This is a genomic window from Bradyrhizobium sp. NBAIM03 (genome assembly GCF_020194055.1).
Taxonomy (GTDB): Bacteria; Pseudomonadota; Alphaproteobacteria; order Rhizobiales; family Xanthobacteraceae; genus Bradyrhizobium; species Bradyrhizobium yuanmingense.
In genome coordinates, this window is the sequence record NZ_JADYVS010000029.1 from 15,381 (window position 1) to 30,665 (window position 15,285).

18 protein-coding genes are annotated in these 15,285 nt (G+C 65.0%); 10 read left to right on the top strand and 8 right to left on the bottom strand.

The window, feature by feature from the left end:
* Positions 1-128: 128 nt before the first annotated feature.
* From I6F21_RS31145 to I6F21_RS31155, 3 genes are all read left to right on the top strand, one after another.
* Positions 129-629: a YbjN domain-containing protein gene (locus I6F21_RS31145; protein WP_036009392.1), complete on the top strand. Its 501-nt coding sequence runs from the start codon at positions 129-131 to the stop codon at positions 627-629.
* A gap of 203 nt (positions 630-832) precedes the next feature.
* Positions 833-1,657 carry a pyrroline-5-carboxylate reductase gene (proC, locus tag I6F21_RS31150; protein ID WP_036009371.1) on the top strand — a complete coding sequence of 275 codons (825 nt, stop codon included), beginning with the start codon at positions 833-835 and terminating at the stop codon, positions 1,655-1,657.
* A gap of 67 nt (positions 1,658-1,724) precedes the next feature.
* A complete protein-coding gene (locus tag I6F21_RS31155) occupies positions 1,725-3,086 on the top strand; it encodes a flagellar basal body P-ring biosynthesis protein FlgA (protein WP_036009368.1) in 1,362 nt (453 codons plus the stop codon).
* A gap of 18 nt (positions 3,087-3,104) precedes the next feature.
* On the opposite strand, the gene I6F21_RS31160 is transcribed toward I6F21_RS31155, so the two are convergent.
* The 5 genes from I6F21_RS31160 to I6F21_RS31180 all read right to left on the bottom strand — a co-directional run bounded on the left by I6F21_RS31160 (position 3,105) and on the right by I6F21_RS31180 (position 7,477).
* Positions 3,105-3,497, bottom strand: a complete 393-nt coding sequence (locus tag I6F21_RS31160) for a thioesterase family protein (protein WP_036009365.1) — start codon at positions 3,495-3,497, stop codon at positions 3,105-3,107.
* Between the two features lie 185 nt (positions 3,498-3,682).
* Complete coding sequence (locus I6F21_RS31165; RefSeq protein ID WP_275498569.1) at positions 3,683-3,937, bottom strand: tautomerase family protein; 255 nt, start codon at positions 3,935-3,937, stop codon at positions 3,683-3,685.
* A 67-nt stretch (positions 3,938-4,004) separates the two neighbouring features.
* The gene (hisS, locus tag I6F21_RS31170) at positions 4,005-5,525 is read right to left on the bottom strand and encodes a histidine--tRNA ligase (protein WP_036009357.1); all 1,521 of its coding nucleotides are present in this window, start codon (positions 5,523-5,525) and stop codon (positions 4,005-4,007) included.
* 39 nt (positions 5,526-5,564) lie between these two features.
* Positions 5,565-6,089, bottom strand: a complete 525-nt coding sequence (locus I6F21_RS31175; RefSeq protein ID WP_036009354.1) for a DUF2314 domain-containing protein — start codon at positions 6,087-6,089, stop codon at positions 5,565-5,567.
* A 305-nt stretch (positions 6,090-6,394) separates the two neighbouring features.
* Positions 6,395-7,477, bottom strand: a complete 1,083-nt coding sequence (locus I6F21_RS31180) for a branched-chain amino acid aminotransferase (RefSeq protein WP_036009351.1) — start codon at positions 7,475-7,477, stop codon at positions 6,395-6,397.
* 337 nt (positions 7,478-7,814) lie between these two features.
* On the opposite strand from I6F21_RS31180, the gene I6F21_RS31185 reads away from it, so the two are divergent.
* Genes I6F21_RS31185 through I6F21_RS31195 form a run of 3 tightly spaced genes read left to right on the top strand, consistent with a single transcriptional unit; the run spans position 7,815 to position 10,494 of the window.
* A complete protein-coding gene (locus I6F21_RS31185) occupies positions 7,815-8,357 on the top strand; it encodes a MarR family transcriptional regulator (RefSeq protein ID WP_050991840.1) in 543 nt (180 codons plus the stop codon).
* Complete coding sequence (locus tag I6F21_RS31190; RefSeq protein WP_036009315.1) at positions 8,354-9,085, top strand: response regulator transcription factor; 732 nt, start codon at positions 8,354-8,356, stop codon at positions 9,083-9,085. The genes I6F21_RS31185 and I6F21_RS31190 overlap by 4 nt, the downstream gene beginning before the upstream one ends.
* Positions 9,086-9,105: 20 nt before the next feature.
* The gene (locus I6F21_RS31195; RefSeq protein WP_036009312.1) at positions 9,106-10,494 is read left to right on the top strand and encodes an ATP-binding protein; all 1,389 of its coding nucleotides are present in this window, start codon (positions 9,106-9,108) and stop codon (positions 10,492-10,494) included.
* Positions 10,495-10,664: 170 nt separating this feature from the next.
* Here I6F21_RS31195 and I6F21_RS31200 read toward each other — a convergent pair whose 3' ends face one another.
* Complete coding sequence (locus I6F21_RS31200; protein ID WP_036009304.1) at positions 10,665-11,195, bottom strand: DUF3617 family protein; 531 nt, start codon at positions 11,193-11,195, stop codon at positions 10,665-10,667.
* Positions 11,196-11,241: 46 nt separating this feature from the next.
* Positions 11,242-11,541 (bottom strand): hypothetical protein, encoded by a 300-nt coding sequence (locus tag I6F21_RS31205; protein WP_036027125.1) that lies wholly within the window; start codon positions 11,539-11,541, stop codon positions 11,242-11,244.
* Between the two features lie 183 nt (positions 11,542-11,724).
* On the opposite strand from I6F21_RS31205, the gene I6F21_RS31210 reads away from it, so the two are divergent.
* The 4 genes from I6F21_RS31210 to I6F21_RS31225 all read left to right on the top strand — a co-directional run bounded on the left by I6F21_RS31210 (position 11,725) and on the right by I6F21_RS31225 (position 14,472).
* The gene (locus I6F21_RS31210) at positions 11,725-12,186 is read left to right on the top strand and encodes a hypothetical protein (RefSeq protein ID WP_036027123.1); all 462 of its coding nucleotides are present in this window, start codon (positions 11,725-11,727) and stop codon (positions 12,184-12,186) included.
* 115 nt (positions 12,187-12,301) lie between these two features.
* A complete protein-coding gene (locus I6F21_RS31215) occupies positions 12,302-12,994 on the top strand; it encodes a ribonuclease T2 (protein WP_225140471.1) in 693 nt (230 codons plus the stop codon).
* 123 nt (positions 12,995-13,117) lie between these two features.
* Positions 13,118-13,978: a 23S rRNA (adenine(2030)-N(6))-methyltransferase RlmJ gene (gene rlmJ, locus I6F21_RS31220; RefSeq protein WP_036040013.1), complete on the top strand. Its 861-nt coding sequence runs from the start codon at positions 13,118-13,120 to the stop codon at positions 13,976-13,978.
* Positions 13,979-14,256: 278 nt separating this feature from the next.
* Positions 14,257-14,472 (top strand): cold-shock protein, encoded by a 216-nt coding sequence (locus I6F21_RS31225; RefSeq protein ID WP_008544396.1) that lies wholly within the window; start codon positions 14,257-14,259, stop codon positions 14,470-14,472.
* 70 nt (positions 14,473-14,542) lie between these two features.
* On the opposite strand, the gene I6F21_RS31230 is transcribed toward I6F21_RS31225, so the two are convergent.
* Positions 14,543-15,166 (bottom strand): outer membrane protein, encoded by a 624-nt coding sequence (locus tag I6F21_RS31230; RefSeq protein ID WP_225140472.1) that lies wholly within the window; start codon positions 15,164-15,166, stop codon positions 14,543-14,545.
* Between the last annotated feature and the right edge of the window lie 119 nt (positions 15,167-15,285).

Consider the following 15,285-nt stretch of genomic DNA (forward strand, 5'->3'; position numbering starts at 1 on the left):
CGCAACAGCGACTCCGAGGGGATTGCAAAGGCTGATCCGAGGGACGCCGCAGCGACGTTTAGGGAGTGCGCGCCGGGCCCAACCGCGTGCGTATCAAAGACAACAAGAAGGCAAGAGGTCGAGACGGCATGTCCCTGCTCGAAGGCACTATCGATTCCAGAAACCATCCGCTCGCGGTGGTCGAGGACATCGCCGCCAGCAACAACTGGCCGTTCGAACGCTCCGGCGAGGACGAGCTCACGATTGTCTCCAAGGGACAATGGACCGACTACCAGCTCTCCTTTACCTGGATGGGAGAGATCGAGGCGCTGCATCTGGCCTGCGCCTTCGACATGAAGATTCCGCCCGCGCGCCGCGGCGAGGTGCAGCGGCTCGTCGCCGCCGTGAACGAGCAGCTGTGGGTCGGCCATTTCGACCTGTGGACCACCACCGGCATGGTGATGCACCGCCAGGCCCTGGTGCTGCCGGGCGGCCTCACCGCCTCGCCGGCGCAATGCGAGGTCATGCTTGCCGGCGCCATTCATGCCTGCGAGCGCTACTTCCCGGCGTTCCAGTTCGTGGTGTGGGCCGGCAAGAGCACGGCGGAGGCGATGGACGCGGCAATGTTCGATACGGTCGGAGAAGCGTAGGGCCTCCCAAGGCGCGAGGGCGGCAGCTCCCTCCCCACGTCATCCCGGACAAGCGCGCCCAAAGCGCGCGCAGATCCGGGATCCAGACCGCGTGATTTCGCTTGTGGCACAACGCTTGTTGCTCTGCCCTCCGTCCATTAGAACGGCCTGTGGTTATGGGTCCCCGCCTTCGCGGGGACGACACCGAGTATTTGGCGACACCGATGGCGAACAGCACCCTCCAAAACGTCACCGGCACAATCCTGCTTGCCGGCGCCGGCAAGATGGGAGGCGCGATGCTGACCGGATGGCTTTCGGGCGGACTCGATCCGCGCCGCGTCGCGGTGATCGAGCCGCACATTGCGCCCGAGATCTCCGCGCTGGCCGCCAAGGGCGTCGTGCTCAATCCTGATGTGAGCGCCGCCGGCGCCGTCGAGACGCTGGTCGTGGCGGTGAAGCCGCAGATGTTCCGCGAGGCCGGCGCCAAGCTGAAGCCGTTCGTCTCGGAGAAGACGTCGGTGGTCTCGATCATGGCAGGCACCACGATCGCCTCGCTCCAGGAGGTCTGTGGCGGCGCCGTGGTGCGCGCGATGCCGAACACGCCGGCAGCGATCGGCCGCGGCATCACCGTCGCTGTTGCCGCGAACAACGTCAGCGCCGCGCAGCGCGCGGTGGCGGATGCGCTGCTGCGCGCCACCGGCTCGGTCGAATGGGTCGAGGATGAAGGATTGATGGACGCGGTCACCGCCGTGTCCGGCTCGGGCCCGGCCTATGTGTTCCTGCTCGCTGAGGAGCTCGCCCGCGCCGGCGTCGAAGCGGGATTGCCGGAGGCGCTGGCGACCAAGCTCGCCCGCGAGACCGTCGCCGGCTCCGGCGAGCTGCTGCACCAGTCGGAGCTGCCGTCCAGCGCCCTGCGCCAGAACGTCACCTCGCCCGGCGGCACCACGGCCGCCGCGCTCAGTGTGCTGATGGGCGAGCCGGGCCTGCGCGAACTCATGATCCGCGCCATCGCCGCGGCCACGCAGCGGTCGAAGGAATTGGCGAAGTAGACGGATCAGAGCGCTTCGGCGGCCGAATGCGCGGCGATCCCGGTCGTTGCCGATAGGGAGAGCAATCGTGAACCTCTACGCGAAACTTCTCGAACGACAGGCCGAGCGGCGCCCCATCAAAATCGGACTGATCGGGGCGGGCAAGTTCGGCGCAATGTATCTCCATCAAGTCCTGCGTACGCCGGGCGTCCATCTCGTTGGAATTGCTGACCTGTCCCCATCGCGTGCCCGCGAAAACCTGTACCGGGTGGGGTGGCGCCCGGAGCAGTTCGCCGCGACCTCACTCGGGGATGCTCTCAAGTACGGCACGACCTTCCTGACCGACGACTGGGAAGCGCTTGTGAAGTGCGAAGGCATCGAGGTGATCGCAGAGTGCACCGGCAATCCTGTCGCGGCGGTCGAGCACTGCCTCGGCGCCTTTTCTGCAGGCAAGGCCGTCATCAACGTGACCGTCGAAGCCGACGCCTTCTGCGGACCGATCCTCGCGCAGAGAGCCAGGCAGGCCGGCGTGATCTACAGCCTGGCCTATGGCGATCAGCCGGCTCTCGCTTGCGACCTCGTAGATTGGGCGAGGGCCTGCGGTTTTCCCGTCGTGGCAGCGGGCCGTGGCCACAAATGGCTGCCGCATTACCGGGAATCGACGCCCGAAACGGTCTGGGATCACTGGGGATTGTCTGCAGAGCAAGCTGCGCGCGGGGGCATGAATCCAAAAATGTTCAACGCGTTCCTCGACGGCTCCAAGCCTGCGATTGAATCTGCCGCGATCGCGAACGCAACCGGCCTGGAGGCGCCCTCGCATGGCCTTGCATTCCCACCGGGATCGGTCGACGACATCCCCACGCTGATGCGCCCCCGTTCGGAGGGCGGCATCCTGGAATCCAAGGGCCAGGTCGAGGTCGTATCCTGCCTGACGGCCGAAGGCAGGCCCATCCCCAACGACATCCGCAAGGGCGTGTGGGTCTGTTTCGAAGGCGACAGCGATTACATCCGCAACTGTTTCCAGGAATACAGCGTCGTCACCGATCCGAGCGGTCGTTACATGAGCTCCTACAAGAAGTGGCATCTCATAGGGCTGGAGCTTGGAATTTCAGTTGCCTCGATCGCTCTGCGCAATGAGGCGACAGGCGTCGCCACGACGTTCAACGCCGATGTTGCTGCCACAGCCAAGAAGGACTTGCGCGAGGGAGACATGCTCGACGGAGAAGGTGGCTACACCGTCTTCGGCAAACTGACGCCCGCCAGCACCTCCCTTGAAAAGCGCTATCTGCCACTCGGGCTTGCGCACAATGTGCGATTGACCAAGGCGGTAGCCAAAGACACCTGCATCACCTGGGCGGATGTGGCGATTGACGAGAGGCTGTCTGCCGTGCGTCTCCGCAGGGAGCAGGAAACGTCGTATTCGTCTCCAAAAGCGCGGAAGCTGGATTAGGCGAAATCCACAGCCGCGTTAAGCCCCGAGCCGCTTGTTGAACATCTCGACATTGACGAGCCCGCGGGCGTGGCGGCCTTCGCCGAGCTTGCGCGGGCCCTCGAATGCCTCAACCTCGAAGCGAATGACGCGGCGCTCGACCGCGACCACCTTTGCAGTGGTCCGCACGGTCGCACCGACGAGCGCGGCGGCAAGATGGCGGATGTCGACCTCGGTACCGACAGTGACCCAGCCCGGCTGAAGCGCTGAGCGGATCGCATCACCCGATGCCATCTCCATCTCCAGGATCATCATCGGCGTCGCGTAGACAAAAGGCATGCCTGACACGAAATGCCCGACGGTGCGCTCCACCGGGACCACCAGCGTGCGCTCGGCGCTCATGCCTGTTGTGATGAAGTCGCGTGCGTCCATGGACCCCTTACACTCAGTGTCGTCCCGGACAAGCGCGCCTTAAGCGCGCGCAGATCCGGGACCCATAACCACAGGATCAAGTTTGGCGAAGGCTCGGAGTTACCAGCTGGCCCAATACCACTCCCTGTGGTTATGGGTCCCCGCCTTCGCGGGGACGACAGCGGTGAATGCAGAACCGTCGACCGCTACTTCTTCGCCGCCGCCGCACGCTCCACGAAGGTCTTGCCGCCCTTCATCTTGTGACGGAGCGGGGCTTCGTTGATCTGGATGACGACGGCATCGGCATCGACGCCGAGATTCTTCACCAGCGCCTGGGTGATGTCGCGCATCATGCCGGCCTTCTGCTCGTCGGTACGGCCTTCGGCCATGCTGATGGTGATCTCAGGCATTGTTCTCTCCCTGCTGCTGTCGTCATGGCCGGGCTTGTCCCGGCCATCCACGTTCTCTTCTATCAAACAAGACGTGGATGCCCGGGACAAGCCCGGGCATGACGCGGCCTGCGAATAGCTAGCCCCACTTCACGTCATGGCGGCCCAGGACCTCGCGCACTTTTGCGACGAGATCGGCTTCGCTGCACGAGAACTGCGCCGGCCGGGTCTCGCGCCATTCCTGGTTGGAGGCGATCGCAGCGGCCGCCTTGGCGCCCTCGATCAGGTCCTTGACCTGCACTTCGCCGCGCGCCTTTTCATCCGAGCCCTGGATGATGACGCAAGGTGAGTTGCGGCGATCGGCATATTTGAGCTGGTTGCCCATGTTCTTCGGGTTGCCCAGATAGAGCTCGGCGCGGATGCCCGCGGTACGCAAGCTCGCGACCATCTTCTGGTAGTCGGCCACGCGGTCGCGGTCGAACACGGTGACGACGACCGGGCCGAACTCGGGCCGCGTGTCGAGCTTGCCGAGCAGCGTCAGCGCGGCCTGCAGCCGCGATACGCCAATCGAGAAGCCGGTTGCCGGCACCGGCTCGCCGCGGAAGCGCGAGACGAGGCCGTCATAACGCCCGCCGCCACCGACCGAGCCGAAGCGCACCGGGCGGCCCTTCTCGTCCTTGGTATCGAGCAGGAGTTCGACCTCGTAGACGGGACCGGTGTAATATTCGAGGCCGCGCACGACCGAGGGATCGATCTTGATACGATCCGCACCATAGCCCGAGGCCGTGACCAGTTTTGCAATCTCTTCCAGCTCGCTGACGCCGGCCTGACCGACTTCGCTCTTGGCGAGATAGGTTTCTGCCGCGGCAATTGCTTCTCTCCAATCCTCGCGCGGCTTGGTGATGGCGAGAACAACATCGGCTTCCGCCGCACTCAAATTGGCGCCTTTGGTGAAGTCGCCCTTGCCTTCCTCCCCGCCATCCCAGCGTCCGGGACCGAGCAGCTTGCGCACTTCATCGGCGGAAAACTTGTCGAGCTTGTCGATCGCGCGCAGCACGGTCAGTCGGCGCGCCGCATTGTCCTCACCAGCGAGGCCAATGGCTTCCAGAACGCCGTCGAGCACCTTGCGGTTGTTCACCTTCACCACGTACTGGCCGCGCGCGATGCCGAGCGCCTCCATCGTGTCCGCCGCCATCATGCAGATCTCGGCGTCCGCCGCCGGCGTCGCCGAGCCGACGGTGTCGGCATCGAACTGCATGAACTGGCGGAAGCGGCCCGGGCCGGGCTTCTCGTTGCGGAAGACGTAGCCGACGCGGTAGCTGCGATAGGGCAGCACCAGACCGTCGGTGCCGTAGCGCTCACCGACATAGCGCGCGAGCGGCGCGGTGAGGTCGTAGCGCAGGCTGATCCATTGCTCGTCGTCGTCCTGGAACGAGAACACGCCCTCGTTGGGGCGATCCTGGTCCGGCAGGAATTTGCCGAGCGCGTCGGTGTATTCCATCGCCGGCGTTTCCACCGGCTCGAAACCGTAGAGTTCGTAGACGGCGCGGATCTTTTCGACCATCTCGCGCGTCGCCCGGATCGCGGCAGGGTCGCGATCCTCGAGCCCGCGCGGCAGGCGCGCCTTCAGTTTCTGGGGTTTTTTGGGTTTCTCGGCCATGCGGGCGTTTACCAGCCGCGGCGCGGGGCGGCAACTGCCCTACGGCTGCTCCATTCGCGCCCGGAGCGCGTCCGCGTCGGCCTTCGGCAGCGATTTCAGCGTCGGCTTGATGGTCTCGCCGCCGACGATCTTGCCGTTGCGCATGAACATCCAGTCCGAGATGTCGGCCTCCGCGAACTTGACCTTATCGCCGGCTCGCTTGCCCGGCAGATCGCGCGGCTCGTTGGCGAAGACGCCGGTCAAGGTCCCGTCGGGCAGCTTCTTCACCTCACCGATCCAGATGTGCTCCCCGCCCTTGCGGGTCGTAAAGCGCACCTTCAAAGCGTGACCAGACTCGGACGGCTTGGGCGATTCATAGGAGGCCCAGAAGGTCGGCAGCGAGCCGCGGGCGCGAGCGATCGCGGTGTTCATCTCGGGATCGCCGGTGCGCACATCGACGATCGGCGAGCGGTCTTGCGCAGCAACCTCGTGCGTCGGGCCGACGGTCAGGATGCCGAAAACGCAAACGCCGGTGATGGCGGCGAGAACGACCCATTTCATGGGTTGGGAGAGCTTTGTTGCCATGATCGCGATGTCCGGGACGCTTGTTGTGTCCTGGCTTTGTCGCACGTCGGCAGCAGCACGTTCAGTGCGCAATAAGCCACAAACGTTGCGCTTTTTACCCTCCCCTGGAGGGGGCCCGGGACGAGCGTAGCTCGCCCGTGGTCGGCTCGCATCTGAGCGTAGCGAAGATGAGAGACGGGGTGGGGTGAGGGTCTCTCCACATCGAACACTGCCCGTGTTGAGAGATCACCCCACCCCGCTCGCGCTGCGCGCGATCGACCCACGGGCGAGCTACGCTAGTCCCGGACCCCTCCAGGGGAGGGTGATCAAAACACCTTGCGGATCCAGTTGTGGGGATCGTTGGTGCGGCCGTACTGGATGTCGACGAGCTGCTTGCGCAGGCCCATGGCGACGGGGCCGGCGGCGCCGCCCGAGATGTCGAAATCGCCGCTGACCGAGCGCACCTTGCCGATCGGCGAGATCACCGCGGCGGTGCCGCAGGCGAAGGCTTCCTTCAGCCTGCCTGAGGCCGCGTCCTTGCGCCACTGCTCGAGCGTATAGGGTTCTTCGCGCACCGTCTTGCCGGCGTCGCGGGCGAGCGTGATGATGGAGTCGCGGGTGATGCCGGGCAGGATCGTGCCGAGCGGCGGCGTCGACAGCGAGCCGTCCTCGAACACGAAGAACACGTTCATGCCGCCGAGCTCCTCGATGTAGCGGCGCTCGACCGCGTCAAGGAAGACGACCTGGTCGCAGCCGTGCTGGATCGCTTCGGCCTGGGCGCGCAGGCTCGCGGCATAATTGCCGCCGCATTTGACCGCGCCGGTGCCGCCGATCGCGGCGCGCGTGTAGTTCTCCGACACCCAGATCGAGACCGGCGCGGGCCCGCCCTTGAAGTAGGAGCCGACCGGCGAGGCGATCACCGCAAAGATGTATTCGGACGACGGCTTGACGCCGAGGAAGGTCTCGCTCGCGATCATGAACGGCCGCAGGTAAAGGCTGCCTTCGCCGCCCGGCATCCAGGCGCGGTCGATGCGCACGATCTGCTCGACCGCCTCGATGAAGACGTCTTCGGGCAGCTGCGCCATCGCCATGCGATCGGCCGAGTCCTTGAAGCGGCGCGCATTGGCGTCGGGACGGAACAGGTTCACCCCGCCATCGTCGCGCTTGTAGGCCTTCAGGCCTTCGAAGATCTCCTGGGCGTAGTGCAGGACCGCGCCGGCGGGATCGAGCTGGAAGTTGGCGCGTGCCTCGATCTTCGCCTCGTACCAGCCGCCCTTGGCCTGGTTGTAGCGGACGATTGCCATGTGATCGGTGAAGACCCGCCCGAAACCGGGATCCACCAGCTTGGCGACGCGGTCCTTCTCGGGCGTCGGATTGGATGCGGGCTGGATGTCGAATGTCATGCTCATGTCCTTGCCTCCCGCTGCCGGTGGCGGCGCTGTTTCTCGCGCCCGCCTGCCCGTTCGGGCCCGGCTGGCTTGATTGGTTTCTGGCCGGACCGCCGCCAGCCATGTTACGGCCGGTTTCCGCAGCCAGCATGTCATCGAGGACATGCTTTTGCGGAAGGCGGAAGTCCAGTATGTTTTGCCGAAATGCCGCTCGACAATCGCACGGTAGATCTGCTTCGGCCGTCGCCGCCTGTCCGGCTCTCTCCGGCCGTCCTGCTCCGATGCCACCCGGCGCGAAACGATCTAAAATTTCGTGCGGGTCGATCGTTTTGTAACATTGAACCCAAGATACGTCAATATGCCTGACATAAATTTCGCGACTCCTTCTCAAGACGCTGCCGCGCCCCGGCCGGCCGCAGGCGATGGAGGCAATTTGCGCTGGGATATCATCGAGCTGCTGTTCTTCGCCTATCGCGATTTCGTCGGCGATCCCGACCAGGAGCTGGAGGCGTTCGGCTTCGGCCGGGCCCATCACCGGGTCATGCATTTCGTCTACCGCTATCCCGGGCTCAAGGTCGCCGACCTGCTCGACGTCCTGCGCATCACCAAACAGTCGCTCGGCCGGGTGCTGAAGCAGCTCCTGGACGAGGGTTATATCGTGCAGAAGACCGGCGACAACGATCGTCGCCAGCGCCTGCTCTACGCGACGCCGAAGGGCGAGGCGCTGGTGCAGAAGCTCGCCGGGCTGCAGACCACGCGGATCACCAGGGCGCTCGCGGAGATGGGTCCGCAGGACGCCGAGACGGTCAAGCGCTTCCTGCGCGCGATGATCGACCGCGACGATCCGGACAAGGTGCTGGAGACGATCTTCGCTGCCGTCAAACAAGACGCCAAGGAGTGACCGTGCCGCTCGCTGCCACGCTCGCGCGCCCGCCGGTGCAACCGGCCGACGATGCCCCGCATCTCTTGCTGGTCGACGACGACCGCCGCATCCGCGACCTGCTCTCGCGCTTTCTTGCAAGTGAAGGCTACCGCGTCACCACCGCGGCGAGCGCCGGTGATGCGCGCTCGAAGCTGATGGGCCTGCATTTCGATCTCCTGATCCTCGACGTCATGATGCCCGGCGAGACCGGCTTCGACCTCGCCCGCTTCATCCGCACCTCGTCGTCGGTGCCGATCGTGATGCTGACGGCGCGCCACGAGGCGGAAGCCCGCATCGAGGGCCTGCAGATCGGCGCCGACGATTACGTCGCAAAACCGTTCGAACCGCGCGAGCTGGCGCTGCGCATCAACAACATCCTCAAGCGCGCCGCGCCGCCGCCGCAGGCCACGACGATCGAGAAGATCGCCTTCGGCCCCTATGTCTACCATCTCGAACGCGGCGAATTGCGCCAGGGCGAGGAGGTCATCCACCTCACCGACCGCGAGCGCGAGATGCTGCGGATTCTCGCGGAGACGCCGGGCGAGACCGTGCCGCGCAGCGCACTGACCGGCAATGGCAGCGTCAACGAGCGCGCCGTCGACGTGCAGATCAACCGCCTCCGGCGCAAGATCGAGACCGATCCCGCCAATCCGCTGTTCCTGCAGGCGGTGCGCGGCATCGGCTACCGCCTGGTGGCCTCGCCCTGAACCGCAGTGAAGCGCGCCAGATGAGCACGATAGATACCGGCCTGACGCTTCTGAAGAGCGCCGCCGGCCGCGTCTCCGCCGCGAACGGCTGGATGGGCAACGCGTTCAAGGGCTGGATGCCGACCGGCCTCTACGCCCGCGCGCTCCTCATCATGATCGTACCGATGGTGGTGCTGCAATCGGTCGTCGCTTTCGTGTTCATGGAGCGGCACTGGAACACGGTGACGCGCCGCCTGTCGGCCGCGGTGGTGCAGGACATCGCCGCGCTGATCGACGTCTACAAGGGCTATCCGCAGGACAAGGACCGCACCGAGATCCGCCGCATCGCGCAGCAGCGGCTCGGCCTCGTCGTCGATTTCCTGCCTGCCGGCGACATGCCGCCGCCGGGACCAAAACCGTTCTTCTCGCTGCTCGACCAGACGCTGTCGGTGCAGCTCGGCCGCCAGATCGGCCGCTCGTTCTGGATCGACACGGTCGGCCGCTCCAACCTGGTCGAGATCCGCATCCAGCTCGACGACGCCGTGATGCGCGTGTTCGCGCAGCGCAGCGCCGCCTATGCCTCGAACTCGGAGATCTTCCTGTTCTGGATGGTCGGCACGTCCTCGATCCTGTTGATCGTCGCGGTGCTGTTCCTGCGCAACCAGATCAAGCCGATCCTGCGCCTCGCCGATGCCGCCGAGAGTTTCGGCAAGGGCCGCGAGGCCCCGAATTTCCGGCCGCGCGGCGCGCGCGAGGTGCGGCGCGCGGCCGTCGCCTTCCTGGAGATGAAGTCGCGCATCGAGCGCACGATGGAGCAGCGCACCGCGATGCTCGCCGGCGTCAGCCACGATCTGCGCACCATCCTGACCCGCTTCAAGCTCGAGCTGGCACTGATCGGAGACAGTCCCGAGCTCGAAGGCATGCGCAAGGACGTCGACGAAATGTCGATGATGCTGGAGGATTACCTTGCGTTCGCCCGCGGCGATTCCGGCGAGCAGTCGCAGCCGACCGACATGGCGCAGGCGCTCGAGGAGCTGCGCAGCGATGCCGAGCGTCACGGCCATACCGCGACCGTCGCCTTCAACGGCCTGCCCGTGGTGACGGTGAAGCCGGCTTCGTTCAAGCGCTGCCTCGCCAACCTCGTCACCAACGCAGCGCGCTACGGCAAGAACATCGCCATCACCGGCCAACGCGATCACCGTTATTTGACCGTCACCGTCGACGATGACGGCCCCGGCATTCCCGCCCACTTGCGCGAAGAGGTATTCAAGCCGTTCCTGCGGCTGGACAACGCCCGCAACCAGGACGAAGGCGGCACCGGCCTGGGGCTCGCGATTGCCCGCGACATCGCCCGCTCGCACGGCGGCGACATCACGCTCGGTGACAGCCCGATGGGAGGATTGAGGGCGAGCGTGCGGATACCGGTGTAGGTGGGGTCTTCCCTTCTCCCCTTGCGGGAGAAGGTGGCGCGAAGCGCCGGATGAGGGGTATCTCTCCGCGCGTCCAAGCCTCATTGAATTCGCGGAGAGAAACCCCTCACCCGTCTCGCCGCTTTGCGGCGATCCACCCTCTCCCACAAGGGGAGAGGGAAAGAGTACACCTACTTCGGCAGCAGCGCCTTCAGCTTGTCCATGTCGCGCGTGTTCATCTTGAAGCCGCCGGGCATGACGATGTCACCGGGCTTCTGATCCGGCTTGCAGGCCCCGAGCCACTTGGCTTGCAGCGTCGTCGTGCTATCGCGCCCCGCCGCACCAGCAACGCCGCCTTTGGCGTGTGAGGTCGTCTTCACCGTGTAGGCCGAGTTGAAGTCTCCGGTGATCTCGGCATGCGAGGTCGTGCTGACGCCGGCGACGCTGCACTCGGAATCGCTGACATAGCCGGTCGCGGTCTTCTTGATCTCCTGCTTGGCGCAGATCTGCTTGGCCATCGGGGAGACGTTGTTGCTCATCTCCTTGTCGACGGTCTCGTCGGTGCAGTGCTGCATGGTCATCTCGGGCATGGGCGAGCCCGATGTGACCAGCTTCATCTCCCAAAGACCGGCCTTGCGCAGCGGCAGTTCGTCGGCGCTGGCGCTGCCTGCCGACAACGCGAGGCAAAGCATCGAGCCGAGCAAAGCGAGTTTGCGCGTCATGAGGGAAGCTCCCGGCTGAGAGAGGTGCGGCGCCTACGACAGCGCCTCAGTACAGTGTGCGGATCGGCCGGTCGGCGGCGCCATAAGGCACCCAGCGGCACGAGAACGAGATGTAGCCGCCCTCATAGCCCTGCACGGCCAGGAATTTCGCCACCTTGCCGTAGCGGGCGCAATGATCGACCGCGACCTGGCGCGCATCGACCCGGGTCGCCATCGAATAGGCGATGATGCCGCCGGTGTCGTTGCCCTTGAACGGCGGCACGTAATCGGCGCGCGCCGACTGGCTCGCCATCATGCCTGAGACAACCAGGCTGGCAAGAAGGCCCGCGGCCGCAATGATTCGCATTCCCGTCACTCCAATTGGCTGGCGCCAGTTTACGGTGCCGCGACGCACGTGAAAAGAACCGAACCCCTGTTGGCCGCGACACTTGGTCAAGTCCTTGCGAAGTGTTGCCGCGCTGCACTTGACCTCCTCCAACCTTCGCGGCACCGTCCGGCCTTCGCAAGACCTTAGCTGCCCGGATTGATCATGCGCGCCCCCTTCGAGAAATCGCTCCGTTTCGCCGCCGTGCTCGGCCTCATGTTCGGAGCATTGTCACTCGGCGAGGCCAGGGCCGCCAATCCGCTGGAGCTGAATTTCTGGCTGAGCGGGCCGCGCTATGACGGCGCCGTCGCCCCTTGCGACTGGGCTCTGCCGAGGATCGTGCACGAATTCGCCGAAAAGGAATCCAAGTTCTGGAATTCTTCGTTGCAGATCACCGGCTTCTCCGCCGTTCGCGAAACCGCGTTCCGGCCCTGGCAGTCCGACAACATTCCGCGCCGCTATTGCACCGGCGAGGCCATGCTCAATGACGGCAAGCCGCGCAAGGTGCATTTCTCGATCATCGAGGATGGCGGCTTCGCCTCCTACGGCAACGGCGTCGAATGGTGCGTCGTCGGGGTGGATCGCAACTGGGCCTATAACCCGGCGTGCCGCGCCGCCAAGCCCTGATTCCAGCAGCGGCTGGCTGGGCTGATCAGCCGGCCGACGACAGCTCCAATTTTGTTCTTGAAATGTTCCCATCGCCTGCTAGGCTGTTTGTACAGTCTAGTTGAGGGGCGTCGCCATGTTTTACTCCAGATTGCGTTCGTTGTCCCGTTTGATGATCTCGCTCACTCTTGCTGCGGGGTTGGCTAGCCTCGCCGGCGGTGCGAAGGCACAGGACAAGCGGCAGAACGCCCCGGGCGAGTTCGATTTCTATGTGCTGGCGCTTTCATGGTCGCCCTCGTTCTGCGAGGAAGCCGCCGAACGCGGCGGCCGGTCCCAGATGCAATGCGGCGGACGGCCCTACGCCTTCGTGGTGCATGGGCTGTGGCCGCAATACGAGAACGGTTTTCCGGAATACTGCCAGCGCCCGGCGCCGCGGCTGAACCGCAACATCGTCTCCTCGATGCTCGATTTGATGCCGGCGCCGGGCCTGATCTTCAACGAATGGGACAAGCACGGCACCTGCTCCGGGCTGGAGGGCCGCGGCTATTTCGAGATGATCCGCAAGGCGCGCGCTGCGATCAAGATTCCGGCCGAATATCTCGATCTGGCGCAGGCCAAGACCGTCGCGCCAGCGGAGGTCGAGGAGGCCTTCATCAAGGCCAATCCGGGTCTCAGCAATGCCGCCGTCTCGGTCACCTGCAACCGGACACGGCTGTCCGAGGTCCGCATCTGCCTCAGCAAGGACCTGCAATTCCGCGCCTGCGACGAGATCGAGCGCCGCGCCTGCCGCCGCGACCAGGTGACGATGCCGCCGATCAGGGGCGGGTAGCTCAGTCATTGCGAGCGCAGCGAAGCAATCCAGAGTGCCTCCGCGGACGCATTTCTGGATTGCTTCGCTGCGCTCGCAATGACAGGGGTTAGGATCGCGCCAGACAACGTAGTCCTCTCCGCCATGAACTACCGCCACGCCTTCCACGCCGGCAGCTTCGCCGATGTCATCAAGCACATCGTGCTGGCGCGCATCCTCACTTATCTGCAGGACAAGCCGGCAGCGTTCCGCGTCATCGACACCCACGCCGGCGCCGGCCTCTACGATCTCGACAGCGACGAGGCGCGCCGCGGCGGCGAATGGCTGACCGGCATCGCGCGGCTGCTGCAGGCGCGCCTGTCCAACGAGAGCGCAGCGCTGACGAAGCCCTATCTCGACATCGTCCGCGCCTTCAATCCGAAGGGGGAGCTCAAGGCCTATCCGGGCTCGCCGTTGATCGCGCGCGGCCTGCTCAGGCCGCAGGACCGGCTCGTCGCCTGCGAGCTCGAGCCGAAGGCACGGAAAGCGCTGATCGATGCGCTGCGCCGCGACGAGCAGGCCCGCGTGGTCGACCTCGACGGCTGGGTGGCGCTGCCGGCCTTCGTGCCGCCGAAGGAGCGGCGTGGCCTCGTGCTGATCGATCCGCCGTTCGAGGCCAAGGACGAGTTCGAGCGGCTCGGCGAAGCCTTCTCGGCAGCGTTCGCGAAATGGCCGACCGGTATCTACGTAATCTGGTATCCCGCCAAGAACCGGCGCGCCACCGACACGCTGGCACAAACCGTCGCGCGGCTCGCAGCTGCAGCAAAGCCGCCCGGAAAATGCCTGCGCCTCGAATTCAGCGTCGCGCCGCAAGCCGACAGCGCCGCCCTCACCTCCACCGGTCTCTTGATCGTCAACCCGCCCTACACGCTGCACGGCGAGCTCAAGACCATTCTGCCGGAGCTGGAAATACCGCTCGGCCAGGGCGGTGCTGCCAGATTCCGGCTGGAGGTGCCCAAGCCTTAGCGCCAAGCATTGACGCCAAGCCGTAACACTCCGGCATTCTTGGGAAAAATATGCAGGACCGGTAGTCAATCTGCAAAGAACCGTATTATGCTATTTCCGTGACTGGCTTTACGTTCCGCTTCCGCGAATGGTTGCGGCGGAGTGAAGGCCCTAAGAAAGATCCCGCCGGACCGATCAGGTCCGTCCAAGGATGGCCAGCTCCCGGGCTCCGTAAGGCCCGGTCATGTCGCGACGTGAGTCTGCGTCGCGACGGAGGAGCAATGAGGGGGAGTTTCCCGATGGCCATGACGGGAACGGTCAAGTTCTTCAACGGCGAGCGCGGCTACGGCTTCATCAAGCCTGACGACGGCGGTCGCGATGTTTTCGTTCACATCACCGCTGTGGAGCGGGCGGGACTGAAGGACCTCGCCGAAGGACAGCGTATTACTTTCGAAGTCGAACCGGACAAGAAGGGGAAGGGACCGAAGGCGGTCAATCTGGTGATCCTCTCCTAGCAAGCCTGGCGAAAAAAAATCCCGGCCGCGAGCGGCCGGGAGGCTGGTCCGGTATTTTCTTCTTTGGATGTCAGAAGCGATAGTTCACGCCTGCGCGGACAACGTTGGCGCTATAGCCGTTTGACACGCCCGTGATTGCGAACTGGCTGGTCGACAGATCGATGTAGAGATATTCGAGCTTGGCGCTCCAGTTCGGCGCGAGGCCGACTTCCGCACCGGCGCCGATGGTCCAGCCGGCACTGGTGTGCGACTCCGACCAACCGAAGGTTTGTGCGCGCAGCTCGCCGAAGGCGAGACCGGCGGTGCCGTAGAACAGCACGTTGTTGAACGCATAGCCGGCGCGGCCGCGCAGGGTGCCGAACCACGGGTTGGAGAACTTCCACGGCGCAAACGTGTCGTCGGCGCCGGCGGCCTGGATGTCGCCCTCGACGCCGAACACCCACGGGCCGTTCTGGAAATTGTAGCCGGCCTGCACACCGGCGACGAAGCCGGACGGCTTGGTGGGGTTGTTGTCGACCGAGCCCCATTCATAGCCGATATTGCCGCCGAGATAGGGACCCGCCCAGCTATAGGCATTAAGCGGCTGATTGACGGTATAGGGCGCGCGCTGCCCGTAACTGAGATCGGCGGCCTCTGCCGAAGCTGTCCAGCCGGCTGCAACCAACGCGGCTGCGCCCACAACGAGCCTCTTCATCACTCACTCCAACGCCACTGTCGCAACCCGAGCGATGCCCGCGCCGCCGCGCGAGCAAAACCGCATGGTTACGGAACCAAGAGCTATTCGCGTAGGATTTATCGAGAGTTTTAAGTTAA